The following is an 11,937-nucleotide window of genomic DNA, read 5'->3' as shown; positions in this document are numbered from 1 at the left end:
ACGCTCCTGCTGACGGGTCGGTCGCGGCGGCATCAGGATTCCGGCTTGTCCACTTCGCTTTCGAGCTGCGCGAGCCGGTTGTAGATCGTCTTCAGGCTGACGTCGAGCACCTCGGCCGCCTGCGCCTTCACGCCCCCGCATTGTGCGATCGTGCCGAGGATCAGCCGCCGGTCGGCTTCCTCGAGCGACGTGCCGAACGGCACGGTCACACGATCCTCGTGCGAATCGGCCAGGTTCGACAGTTCGTCCATGATCGGCGGCGGCAGCGTATCGATCACGTCCGCGTCGCAGAAGATGCTCGCGCGCTGCACGAAGTTGCGCAGCTCACGCACGTTGCCGGGCCACGCGTAGGTCTTCAGCGCATCGCGCGCGGCCGGCGCGAAGCGCAGGTTCCTGCCGCTGTCGGCGTTGAACTGCTGCAGGAATGCATCGGCGAGCATCGGGATGTCGTCGCCGCGTTCGCGCAGCGACGGCAGCGGGATCGGGAACACGTTGATCCGGTGGAACAGGTCGGGCCGCAGCTTGCCGTCAGCCATCGCGGCTTCCGGGTCGCGGTTGGTCGCCGCGACGATGCGCACGTCGACGTCGATCTCGCGCGTCGAGCCGAGCCGCGTGAGGCGCCCCGTCTCGAGCACGCGCAGCAGCTTGACCTGCGACTCGAGCGGCATCTCGGTGATCTCGTCGAGAAACAGCGTGCCGCCGTCCGCGCGTTCGAAGAAGCCCTTGTGCTGGCGCTCCGCGCCCGTGAAGCTGCCGCGGTCGTGGCCGAACATCTCGCTCTCGACGAGGTTCGCGGCGATCGCGCCGCAGTTCACCGCGAGGAACGGGCCGCGGCGGCGCAGGCTCAGGTCGTGCACCGTCTGCGCGGCCAGCTCCTTGCCGGTGCCCGATTCGCCCGTCAGCAGCACCGATGCCTCGGTGCGCGCGACCCGGCCGATCGCGTCGTACACGGCCTGCATCGCGGGCGAGCTGCCGAGCATGCGGCCGAAGCGGCCGAGGCGCTGCAGTTCGGAGCGCAGTTCGGCAATCTCTTCATGCAGCGCGGTGGTGCGCGGCACGCGCGCGAAGATGCTGTTCAGCCGCTGCATGTTCAGCGGCTTCACCAGGTAGTCGGTCGCGCCGCGCCGCAGCGCGTCGATCGCGGTTTCGAGGCTCGCGTGGCCGGTGGTCAGCACCATTTCGCAGTGCGAATGCTTCGGCAACGCATCGAACAGGTCCATCCCGTTGCCGTCCGGCAGCACGAGATCGCACAGCACGAGATCGGGGGGGTGCGTCGTGACGAGCGTGCGCGCTTCTTCGAGCGTCGCGGCCGTGTCGCACGCAAGCTGCTGCGTGCGCGCGAGCGCCGCGAGCATGGCGCGCGTATCGGCGTCGTCTTCGACGATCAGAACGTAGGGCATCGTGGCTCCTTGTGAAGCAGCCCGGCGCGCGTAGCCGCCGGGACCGCAGCAGGTATCAGCGAGGTCCGGCCACCGGTCGCACGACGATAGGGCTTGATCGATGCACTCGTGCGGATGGGCTGTCCTCCCGTGAAAAGCAGTCCCTATGAGTATAGGAGAGGCATGTCGCGCCTTCGCCGGTCATCGAATAAATCTATCCGCCCACGTCATCTGCATTGCCAGATTCAATACGCGGCAATCGGTAAGAACGCCATCGTTTCAAGGCAATCATGTGGCGTGAAATCGTGCAGATCGCGTCTTTTGCGCACGTTGACGCGTCATGCGGTCAAACTTGCCGGTCTGATTTTTCGTATGTCGAAATCATCTGATCACGATCATGACCGCTCGATGGCGTGCGTTCGATTCGGAACCTGCTGCGTCACTCGCCGCACATCGACCGTTTTGTGCGCTTCGTCGATCCTTCAGTCGGTTGAGGCCCGACTGCCGCCGTCGCGCGCGTTCGAAATCGCTTCGACGAGCTTCAGTTCGTCGTCGATCGACAGCGTCGTGTCGATCACGTCTCCGCCGAACGGTGCGAGCGCCGTGCTCAGCGCGTAGATATCGAGTTGCGTCGCGGCGAGGCCGAGCGACACGGTGCCGGGGCGCGCCTTGCGTGCGACGCGATCGATCAGCGCGTCGTCCACCGGCTTCTCGCGCCATGCATCGAGCGACGATTCGATGTGTTCGACCACGCTGTCGAGCAGCGATCCGGGCGGCGTGCGGGCGGGGTCGACCGCATGCGCGCGCAACTGTCCGTCGGTTGTGCACTCAACGATCGCCACCCCCGCCAGCGCGACGACGTGCCGGTCGCGCAACGTATCGAGTTCGGCGAGCGCGCGATGGGCGGCCGCGAGGTCGGGATAGGACAACACGATCAACGTATTCATCAACGACTCCGTGAAATCAGGCGGCCGGTTCGAGAGGGGCGGCACTCATTGCGGCAGCCCGAACGCGGCCTTCAGGCTCGCGACGATCATCTGCATCGCGATCGCCGCGAGAATCATGCCCATCAGCCGTTGCGTCACCGCCGTCACGCGCGGCGACAGGTAATGGCCGATCAGCGGTGCCGACAGCAGCGACGCGGCCAGCAACACGAGAAACGCGGCGAGCCCGAGCGCGAACGCGAATGCCTGCCCGGTCGAGAACGCGGTGTGCCCGAGCACGATCATCGTTGCGATCGTGCCGGGGCCGACGAGCAACGGGATCGTCAGCGGATAGATCGCGACGCTCTCGGCCGCGGCCGGATCGGCGCCTTCGTCGTCGCCCGGCGAATGCTGGCGGCTCGGCGCGCCATGCAGCATCGACAGCGCGATCAGCAGCACCAGCAGCCCGCCCGCGAGGCGAAAATCGTCGACCGTCAGGCCGAACACATGCAGGATCGCGCCGCCCGCGACCGCCGACACGATGCAGCCGACCGTCACGCCGATCGCCGCCGTCAACGCGACCTTGCGGCGCACGCCGTCCGCCGCGCCTTCGGTCAGCGACAGGAACACCGGAATGTTCGCGATCGGGTTCATGATCGCGAACAGCGCCGCGAACACCTTCATGGAGAAAGTCAGGTCGAAGGCCACAGGTTCGCTCCCGTCTCGCGCGTCGACACGTGCGTCGGATCGCGCGCAGGTTCCGCTTCGTTTCGGATGCACGGCGCACGCCATGCTGCTACGATCGACGCACCGCGTTCACGCACGACGGAGGGCCCCGACCGATGCACGCCACCGACACCTTCATGGATCACGAGATTCGCGTCGACGCGACGCGCAACGCGAACGGCGCGTGGGTCGCGCAGGTGCGAATCTTCCGCGACGGCGCGCCGGTCGACCTGCACGCGCCAGAACTCGTCACACCCGAATGGCTCACGTGCGACGAAGCCCTGCGCGGCGGTATCGACCAGGGCCGCGTGATCATCAAGACCCGCGACCGCTAGCGGCAACCGGCTCATCCGCACGCATCGCACGGCGCGTTTCACGCATCGAAATCCAGATCGCCGATCAGGATCTCGCGATCGCGCTGGGTCCGCGTGCTGAAGTCGACCGGCAATTCCATCTGCCAGCGTTCGATCGTGACCGGCAACGCCGCGAGATAGCGGTCGAAGCGACTGCGGTCGGGCTCGGCCAGCAATGCATCGATCGCGTCGTCACGCCACGCGAGCCGCGCGTTCAGCCGGTTCGGCAATCCGACCGTCGACGTGAGGCCGATCACGTCGACACAGGTCGGGCCGCCCTGCCCGTCGTGCGGCACGACCTCCACCCTCACTTCGCCAGGCTGATACAGGCCGAGCACGCGCGCCGCGATGCGCGGCGCAAACTCGGTTTCGAAACGGGCACGCACATCGGGATTCATCTCGCCTCCAGGGTTCGAATCATGTCGTCACACCACTGTCACGCGGCTGCAATCTGCCGCTCGAATGCCGCTTCCGCCTTCAGGCTGTCGAGATCGCGGCCCACCGTCGCGACCGCGAGCCGCGTGTTGCCGCGCCAGTACGCGATCGAGCAATCGTGCGCGCCGAGGTCGCCATCGATCTCGACCCGGTCGAATTGCTCCGCATGCCCGACATAGTTGACCGTCAGGTCGTAATGCTGGCTCCAGAAGAACGGCACCGCGTCGAACGGCCGCTGCTGCCCGAGCATGTTGTGCGCGGCGGCGATGCCCTGCCGCTCGGCGACGACCCAGTGCTCGACGCGAATCCGCTCGCTCGTCAGCGGATCGGGCCAGCGCGCGATGTCGCCGGCCGCGTAGATGCCGGGCGCGCTCGTCTGAAGGAAGCGGTCGACCGTCACGCCGCGGTCGACGGCCAGCCCCGCGTCCTGCGCGAGCGCCACGTTTGGATGCACGCCGATGCCGACCACCACGAGATCGGCCGGCAGCACGTCGCCGGTCGACAGCGTCACGCTGTCGGGCGTGATCCGCGCGGGCGTCGCGCCGAGATGGAACACGACGCCGTGCGACTCGTGCAGTGCCTGGATCGTGCTGCCGAGCGCTTCGCCGAGCACGCGCGCCATCGGATGCGCATCGGGCGCGACGACCTGCACGTCGAGCCCGCGCGTGCGCAGCGCGGCGGCCGCTTCGAGCCCGATGAAGCTCGCGCCGACCACGACGCAGCGGCGTGCGGTTTTCAGCTTGCCGATCAGCGCGTCGCAATCGGCGCGCGAGCGCAGCACGCACACGTGCGGCAGATCCGCGCCCGGCACGGTCAGCCGGTTCGGCTCGGCGCCGGTTGCAAGCAGCAGCGCACCGTAGCCGACGCGGCTGCCGTCGGCCAGTTCGACCGCCTGCTGCGCGGGGTCGATACGTACGACGCGTGTGCCGCATCGCACGTCGATGTGATGGTCCGCATAGAACGACGGCGCCCGCAGCGGCAGCCAGTCGGCATCGGCCGTGCCGGCGAGATAGTCTTTCGACAGGTTCGGGCGGTCGTACGGCGGATCGGCATCGGCGGTGAGCAGCGTGACGGGATGCGGATAGCCTTCCTGCCGCAGCGTCACTGCCGCCGCGATGGCAGCCGCCCCGCCGCCGACGATCACCACCGACGCGGGCAGTCCGGTTGCCTTCAACCCAGGCGGCGCGGCGGCCGGCCGCTCATCGAGCACGACGGCACGGCCGTCGCGGCGTTCGACGCGCCAGCACGGCAGCCCGTCGAGCGCCGGCGCGCGCAGCAGCGCGCCGGTGCGCAGGCAGAACGCCGCGTGATGCCACGGGCAGTGGATCGTATCGCCTTCCAGCAGGCCGTCGGCCAGCGGCGCGCCGTAGTGCGGGCACTGCGCGCCCACGGCAAACAGTTCATCGGCGCGGCGCACGAGCAGCACCGCTGCATCGCCGACATGGCCCTCGATCATGGCGCCGTCGGCGAGATCGTCGAGCGCAATGCCTTGCGTGAGATCGGGGCGTGACGACGAATCGTCGCGTTCAGTCATGACGGGCTCCCGAAAAGTCAGGTAACGATCCCATTATCGACATCCCTCCTGAAAAGAACAGGTACAGACGTCCCCGCAGCGCACGCAAACACGCACTGTAGCTTGTACGCGATCCATGACGGGCGTAGAACGTCATCAACGTTGCGGCGCAACACGGCAGCCGATCGCCGCGCACGTCGGGCATCCTGCGCAATCTGCGTGCCGCGCGCCTTCCCCCGTCACCAGGAGTACTACCCGATGGCCACCGTCCTGTGCGTGCTCTACCCCGATCCCGTGGACGGCTACCCGCCGCGCTACGTGCGCGATACGATTCCGGTCATCACGCACTACGCGGACGGGCAGACCGCGCCGACGCCGGCCGGCCCGCCCGGCTTTCGTCCCGGCGAACTCGTCGGTTCGGTGTCCGGCGCGCTCGGCTTGCGCGCCTATATGGAAGCGCACGGCCACACGCTGATCGTCACGAGCGACAAGGACGGCCCCGACTCCGAATTCGAGCGCCGGCTGCCTGAAGCGGACGTGGTGATCTCGCAGCCGTTCTGGCCCGCGTACCTGACGGCCGACCGGATCGCCCGCGCGCCGAAGCTGAAGCTCGCGCTGACAGCTGGCATCGGCTCCGATCACGTCGATCTCGACGCCGCCGCGCGGGCCCACATCACCGTCGCCGAAGTCACCGGCTCGAACAGCATCAGCGTGGCCGAGCACGTGGTGATGACGACGCTCGCGCTGGTGCGCAACTACTTGCCGTCGCATGCGATCGCGCAGCAAGGCGGCTGGAACATCGCCGATTGCGTGTCGCGCAGCTACGACGTCGAAGGCATGCACTTCGGCACGGTCGGCGCGGGGCGCATCGGCCTTGCCGTGCTGCGCCGGCTGCAGCCGTTCGGGCTGCAGCTGCACTACACGCAGCGCCACCGGCTCGATGCGTCGGTCGAGCAGGCGCTCGGGCTCACGTATCACGCCGATGCCGCGTCACTCGCGAGCGCCGTCGACATCGTCAACCTGCAGATTCCGTTGTACCCGTCGACCGAGCGCCTGTTCGACGCGGCGATGATCGCGCGCATGAAACGCGGCGCGTACCTGATCAACACCGCGCGCGCCAAGCTGGTCGACCGCGACGCGGTCGTGCATGCCGTCACGTCCGGGCATCTCGCGGGCTACGGCGGCGACGTGTGGTTTCCGCAGCCGGCGCCGGCCGATCACCCGTGGCGCACGATGCCGTTCAACGGGATGACGCCGCACATCTCGGGCACGTCGCTGTCCGCGCAGGCCCGCTACGCGGCCGGCACGCTGGAGATCCTGCAATGCTGGTTCGACGGCAAGCCGATCCGCAACGAATACCTGATCGTCGACGGCGGCACGCTCGCGGGAACGGGCGCGCAGTCGTACCGGCTGACGTGACGACGCCACGCGCGACGCGCGGCGGCACGTTCAGTCGAGACAGTAGGCGGCGAGCTTGCCGACCGCGATCACCGCCTGTTCGATCTCCGGCGACCACGGGCTGCTGTAGTTCAACCGGATGAAGTTCCGGTAGCTGTCCGTGATCGAGAACATGTAGCCGGGCCCGATCGTGATCCCCTGCTCCAGCGCGAGCTGGTACAGCCGCATCGCGTCGATCTGCGCAGGCAGTTCGATCCACAGCACGTATCCGCCCGCCGGGCTCGAGATGCGCGTGCCTTCCGGAAAGAACCGCGACACCATCGCGCGCATCAGGTTCGCCTGCTGCGCATACGCCTTGCGAATCCGCCGCAGGTGATGCTCGTAGCCGTCGCGTTCGAGAAACTCCGCGATCGCGAGCTGCGGCAGCGACGGCGTCGCGAGCGTGTTCAGGAATTTCAGCTTCTCGACCTGCTCGCGATAGCGGCCCGGCAGCGCCCAGCCGATCCGGTACGCGGCCGTCAGGCTCTTCGAGAACGACGAACAATGCAGCACGATGTCGTGCCGGTCGAACGACTTCAGCGTGCTCGGATGCATGTTGCCGAAATACAGTTCGTTGTACACGCCATTCTCGATGATCGGCAGGTCGGCTTTCGCGGCGAACTCGACCAGCTCGCGCTTGCGCTCGTCCGGCATCTGGAAGCCGAGCGGGTTCTGGAAGTTCGGCATCACCATGCATGCGGCGATCGGCTGCGACTTCGCGATCGCGGCCAGCGCCGCGATATCGATTCCGTATTCCGGATGCGTCGCGACCTCGATCGCCTTCATCCCCATCCGTTCGATCGCGTGCAGCATCGCGTAGAACGTCGGCGATTCCACCGCGATCGTGTCGCCCGGTTTCGCAACGGCCTGCAGGCACAGGTTGATCGCCTCCGTCGCGCCGACCGTCACGATGATCTCGTTCGGGTCCACCGACATCCCGTTTTCCAGGTAGCGGCGCGCGATCTGGCGGATCAGCCGCGGATGGCCGGGCGGCAAGCCGTCCGTCACGCCCCACAGCGACTTGTCGCGGCCGGCCGCGTACGCGTAGCGGTTCAGCTTCTCGAACGGAAACAGGCTCGGGTCCGGGTATGGCGAGCCGAGCGGCACCGCGTCGTCCGTGCCGATCGAGCGCAGCGTCGACAGCACGAGCCGGCTCACGTCCACCGACGACGAGATCGCGATCGGCTTCGACGGGCGCAGCTCGCGCACCGGCGCATGGCTGTCGTCGCGTCGCAGGTTCACGAAATAGCCCGACTGCGGCCGGCTCTCCAGCAGCCCGCGGCTTTCCAGCAGCAGATATGCATGCAGCACGGTCGTGATGCTGATCCGGTGCTGCTGGCTCGCCTGCCGCACCGAAGGGACACGATCGCCGTGTCGATATACGCCCTGCCGGATGAGTCTCTCTATGTCGTTTGCAAATTTCTCGTAGAGCTTCATCCGCCTCGCCCCGCCAGCGGTGAACCGGCGTGCGATGCACGGGCGGCATGGCCGCGCCGGTGCACGAAGCCGGATAGCCGTGCCCGGGCGCGGGCGTCCCGGTGCGAACCTCGTCCGTTATCGAAATTGAAGGCGGATAGCAATGCGAATCTCATCTAGACAAGGTTCGGCATCCTACTGCGTCATTTCGACGAATGTAAGTGACAGTTTGGCGAGGAAACGTGAAATCCGGCCGGCGTGGTGAACAGATTCGAACGCGACGGCAAACGGCCCCCCGCGATCGCGTGGCAAGCATTCGCCGGGCGCGGTGCCGGCGTGCGTCGTCGCGGTTTACCGGCGGCCGTCGGGCGGCAAGTCACGCGAACCCGGCTGATGCGCGGGCCTCGCGTACGCTCAAGCGTCGTCGACGTTGTCCGCGTAGTGATCGATCGCGACCTTGCACTCGTCGAACACCACCGTCAGCAAGGCAATGTCGTTCGACTCGACCCACTTGCGGATCTGCAGGAACTGCCCGGTGCCGAGATCGGCGAGGCGGCCCGGATCGTCGGTCGTCACATCGACGCTCGCGATCGCGCGATTGCCGTGGCCGGGCAGCGGCGACAGCGTCGCCGTGATGTCGAAGCGCCGGTACGATTGTTCGATGCGCATGCGGTTCTCCCTTTCCGGTTCGACGACGACACGCTCAATCGAGCGACTGGCGAAACACCTTGCCGCCGAATCCGGTCACGACGTTGTCGACCGAGAACGGCGTGTCTTCCTTCGCTTCGAGGATGATCGCGACGCTGCCGGGCACGAGCCGCGCCGCCACCGTCTCGACGAACGTGCCGTCGAGCAGCGCGTTGCCGGCCGCTTCCGCGAGAATGCCGGCGCCCGCGCCGGCCGCCATGCCGGTGACCACGCCGAGCGGCCCGGCGAGCAGGCCGAGCAAGCCGCCCGCTATCGCGCCGATCACGCCGCCCTTGAACGGCCGCGATTCGGCATGGAGGACCGCGAGCTTGCCGGTCGCGTCTTTCGCGACGACGACGCCGTTCTCGATGTGGAATCCCTCGTCCTTCTCCGACAGCGCCTCGAAATCGTTCGCGGCCTGGCGGGCCGTGTCGACGTTGCCGAACACGGCGACGATCAGTTGCTTGGTCATGCGATACCTCGCTCGGTTGGATGGCCAGTGGCAGCGGCCGCACCGGATGCGGCACGCCAAGGTTCGATTCAGATGCCGATGGCCGCCTCGCGCGCACGCGCCGCGTCGGCATAGGCGTACGCCGCTTCTCGCTGCAACCCGGCGACGGTGGGTGCGCGGGCGAGCGCCGGATCGGCATCGCGCGTGTCGCGCGCCAGCCGGTAGGCGTCCGACGCCGCATGCTGCAGCTCGATCGCCTGTTTCGTTTCGACGGAATTCGTCATCATCCGGCACCCTCCTTGCAGGGACATCGATCATGCATGCGGCGCCTTACCTGCGCGCCTGCGCATCGTCCTCGACATCGGCGACGTCGGCCGGGAAGCGGTGCTGGCCGAAACTCAGGATCAGCACGCCGACGGCAAGCAGCACGATCCCGACCGTCGTCATCAGCATCCGTTCGGGGCTGTCGGTTGCGCCGCGCAGTATCAGGTCGCGCGCGAGCGACGTCATCGCAATGAACAGCGGAAACCGCACGGGCAAGCGGCCGAGCCGCAGGTAGCGCACGTCCATCGCGAGCACTTCGAGATAGAGGAACATCAGCAGCAGGTCGGTCAGCGACACCTCGCCCGCGAGCACGACCTTCCACGCTTCCTGCGCCATCGCGAACGCGGTCGCGAGCCCGATCACGATCAGCCCGGCCAGTTCGGCCGCGTGAAGGAAATGGCCGAAGCGGCGGCGGATGCGCTCGGCGGGCGAGCAGGCAATGGTGGTCGTATTCAAGGTGACAGTCGCTGGGTTGAGGCTTGAACGGCGCCGGGCGGCGGCGGGAACGTCGCGTCGCGCGCGGCGGCATGCACGGCATCGTGCGCGTCGGGTCGATCCGGCCTGTCCGACATGTCCGGCGCATGCGGGCCGGCCGCGCCGGTCGCCTGCTCGACCGCGGACAGCGTCCGGCGGCAGCACACATGGAACGCGTCACCCGCATCGGTGCAGGCGACGTCGTCGTGGTCGCGGCACAGCAGCAGGCGGCAGCCGAGATACCGTTCGAGGCCGTCGATCCGTTCGCTCACCTGCGCTTCGTCGAGGTGCAACTCGGACGCCGCACCGGACAGGCCGCCATGCTCGACCACCGCGACATACACACGCATCGCTTCCAGCAGGTTCATGATGACGCTCCTCGTGGCGGCGCAGCGGGACTTAATCTACTGCACGCGGCACGCACGCTCAAGAGCACAGCGCCGCATGCGCCAGGAGTACAGCTGCACGGGCCCTGGCCAAAATCCGGCCCTGTTTGACGCATTCGCATGACAGTTTGGTGTTTCGTGTTCCAAAGACCGGCCGAAGCTGCTAGATTGCTTGCTCGACGACGTCACGCGGTGCGGGCAGGTCGCGCGCCCGGTGCGGCCGCCACCGTTGCGGCCCGTTGCGGGATGCCCGCACAGCGTCCTTCATCCGCGTGACACAAAGAGAACAGTCGCATGACACAGTTCAACCGTTCGCCCTCCCGCGCCACGGCACTTCCGTCCCGACCTGACTGACCGGCAGCCCACGATGCAGACACCTCCCCCGCTTCCCCAAAACGTTCACAGCCCGATCACGCGCAGCGCGATCTTCCTCGTCGCGACGATCAATCCCGGCGCCGATCACGCCGACACGATCCGCTCATGGTGCGGCGACATCGCCGCGCTCGTGCGCTCGGTCGGCAAGCGCGTGCCGGGCGGCAACCTCACCTGCGTGTGCGGCTTCGGCGCCGACGCGTGGGATGCGCTGTTCGGCCAACCGCGCCCCGCCGCGCTGCATCCGTTCCGCGAATTCGGCGCGGGCCAGCGCGTCGCGGTCGCGACGCCGGGCGACATCCTGCTGCACATTCGCGCGGAAGCGATGGACCTGTGCTTCGAACTCGCGACGCAGCTGCTCGGCGCGCTCGGCGATGCCGTCACGGTCGTCGACGAGGTGCATGGCTTCCGCAATTTCGACCAGCGCGCGATGATCGGCTTCGTCGACGGCACCGAGAACCCGGAAGGCCGCGAGGCGGTCGACTTCACGGTGATCGGCGACGAGGACGCGGAATTCGCCGGCGGCAGCTACGTGATCGTGCAGAAGTACCTGCACGACATGGCCGGCTGGAACGCGCTCGCGGTCGAGACGCAGGAGCGCATCATCGGCCGCACCAAGCTCGCCGACATCGAGCTCGCGCCCGACGTGAAGCCGTCGTGCTCGCACAGCTCGCTGACCACGCTCGACGAGGGCGGCCAGGAAGTGAAGATCCTGCGCGACAACATGCCGTTCGGGCGCCCGGGCGCGGGCGAATTCGGCACCTATTTCATCGGCTACGCGCGTTCGCCGGCGCCGATCGAGCAGATGCTCGAGAACATGTTCGTCGGCCGCCCGCCCGGCAACTACGACCGCCTGCTCGACTACAGCCGCGCGGTTACCGGCTCGCTGTTCTTCGTGCCGTCCGCCGACCTGCTCGAAGCGCTCGCCGATCGCGCGGCGCCGGCGGCCGAGGCCGCGGAGCCGGAACCGGCATCCTCCGCGCCGCATCGCGACGGCTCCCTGAAGATCGGCTCGCTGAAAGGCGTGCCGTCGTAACGCAGGTCATCACCAACGGCAGTCC

Annotated in this window: 14 protein-coding genes; 3 read left to right on the top strand and 11 right to left on the bottom strand. The window is 67.7% G+C overall.

Going from position 1 to position 11,937, the window contains the following annotated elements:
* Nucleotides 1–32: 32 nt before the first annotated feature.
* The 3 genes from CFB47_RS34610 to CFB47_RS34600 all read right to left on the bottom strand — a co-directional run bounded on the left by CFB47_RS34610 (nt 33) and on the right by CFB47_RS34600 (nt 3,010).
* Entirely contained in the window at nt 33–1,400 is a 1,368-nt protein-coding gene (locus tag CFB47_RS34610) for a sigma-54 dependent transcriptional regulator (RefSeq protein WP_089463919.1), read from the bottom strand.
* Nucleotides 1,401–1,861: 461 nt separating this feature from the next.
* Entirely contained in the window at nt 1,862–2,326 is a 465-nt protein-coding gene (locus CFB47_RS34605) for a DUF1269 domain-containing protein (protein ID WP_089460118.1), read from the bottom strand.
* Between the two features lie 45 nt (nt 2,327–2,371).
* Nucleotides 2,372–3,010 carry a MarC family protein gene (locus CFB47_RS34600; RefSeq protein WP_089463918.1) on the bottom strand — a complete coding sequence of 213 codons (639 nt, stop codon included), beginning with the start codon at nt 3,008–3,010 and terminating at the stop codon, nt 2,372–2,374.
* 134 nt (nt 3,011–3,144) lie between these two features.
* On the opposite strand from CFB47_RS34600, the gene CFB47_RS34595 reads away from it, so the two are divergent.
* Nucleotides 3,145–3,363 (top strand): DUF6566 family protein, encoded by a 219-nt coding sequence (locus CFB47_RS34595; RefSeq protein ID WP_089463917.1) that lies wholly within the window; start codon nt 3,145–3,147, stop codon nt 3,361–3,363.
* 38 nt (nt 3,364–3,401) lie between these two features.
* Here CFB47_RS34595 and CFB47_RS34590 read toward each other — a convergent pair whose 3' ends face one another.
* Both CFB47_RS34590 and CFB47_RS34585 read right to left on the bottom strand, forming a co-directional pair.
* Entirely contained in the window at nt 3,402–3,779 is a 378-nt protein-coding gene (locus CFB47_RS34590; RefSeq protein WP_089463916.1) for a DUF5594 family protein, read from the bottom strand.
* A gap of 38 nt (nt 3,780–3,817) precedes the next feature.
* Nucleotides 3,818–5,350 (bottom strand): FAD-dependent oxidoreductase, encoded by a 1,533-nt coding sequence (locus tag CFB47_RS34585; RefSeq protein ID WP_089463915.1) that lies wholly within the window; start codon nt 5,348–5,350, stop codon nt 3,818–3,820.
* Between the two features lie 237 nt (nt 5,351–5,587).
* Here CFB47_RS34585 and CFB47_RS34580 point away from each other — a divergent pair, with 237 nt between their 5' ends.
* Entirely contained in the window at nt 5,588–6,748 is a 1,161-nt protein-coding gene (locus tag CFB47_RS34580) for an NAD-dependent formate dehydrogenase (protein WP_089463914.1), read from the top strand.
* Nucleotides 6,749–6,778: 30 nt separating this feature from the next.
* Here CFB47_RS34580 and CFB47_RS34575 read toward each other — a convergent pair whose 3' ends face one another.
* The 6 genes from CFB47_RS34575 to CFB47_RS34550 form a co-directional block, all read right to left on the bottom strand.
* Nucleotides 6,779–8,203 (bottom strand): PLP-dependent aminotransferase family protein, encoded by a 1,425-nt coding sequence (locus CFB47_RS34575; protein WP_089463913.1) that lies wholly within the window; start codon nt 8,201–8,203, stop codon nt 6,779–6,781.
* A 393-nt stretch (nt 8,204–8,596) separates the two neighbouring features.
* The gene (locus CFB47_RS34570) at nt 8,597–8,851 is read right to left on the bottom strand and encodes a hypothetical protein (RefSeq protein ID WP_089460113.1); all 255 of its coding nucleotides are present in this window, start codon (nt 8,849–8,851) and stop codon (nt 8,597–8,599) included.
* A 34-nt stretch (nt 8,852–8,885) separates the two neighbouring features.
* Nucleotides 8,886–9,341 carry a DUF1269 domain-containing protein gene (locus CFB47_RS34565; RefSeq protein WP_089463912.1) on the bottom strand — a complete coding sequence of 152 codons (456 nt, stop codon included), beginning with the start codon at nt 9,339–9,341 and terminating at the stop codon, nt 8,886–8,888.
* A 68-nt stretch (nt 9,342–9,409) separates the two neighbouring features.
* Nucleotides 9,410–9,607, bottom strand: coding sequence for a hypothetical protein (locus CFB47_RS34560; protein WP_089460112.1), 198 nt, complete (start codon nt 9,605–9,607; stop codon nt 9,410–9,412).
* Between the two features lie 43 nt (nt 9,608–9,650).
* Nucleotides 9,651–10,100, bottom strand: a complete 450-nt coding sequence (locus CFB47_RS34555) for a phosphate-starvation-inducible protein PsiE (RefSeq protein WP_089463911.1) — start codon at nt 10,098–10,100, stop codon at nt 9,651–9,653.
* Nucleotides 10,097–10,486 carry a LysR family transcriptional regulator gene (locus CFB47_RS34550; protein WP_089460110.1) on the bottom strand — a complete coding sequence of 130 codons (390 nt, stop codon included), beginning with the start codon at nt 10,484–10,486 and terminating at the stop codon, nt 10,097–10,099. Before CFB47_RS34550 ends, CFB47_RS34555 begins: the two co-directional genes overlap by 4 nt.
* A gap of 385 nt (nt 10,487–10,871) precedes the next feature.
* Between CFB47_RS34550 and CFB47_RS34545 the strand changes: the two genes are divergently transcribed.
* Nucleotides 10,872–11,912, top strand: a complete 1,041-nt coding sequence (locus CFB47_RS34545) for a Dyp-type peroxidase (RefSeq protein WP_089463910.1) — start codon at nt 10,872–10,874, stop codon at nt 11,910–11,912.
* Nucleotides 11,913–11,937 lie beyond the last annotated feature (25 nt).

Source organism: Burkholderia sp. AU27893 (assembly GCF_002223205.1).
Lineage (GTDB): Bacteria > Pseudomonadota > Gammaproteobacteria > Burkholderiales > Burkholderiaceae > Burkholderia.
This window is presented reverse-complemented; position numbering and strand designations above follow the sequence as displayed.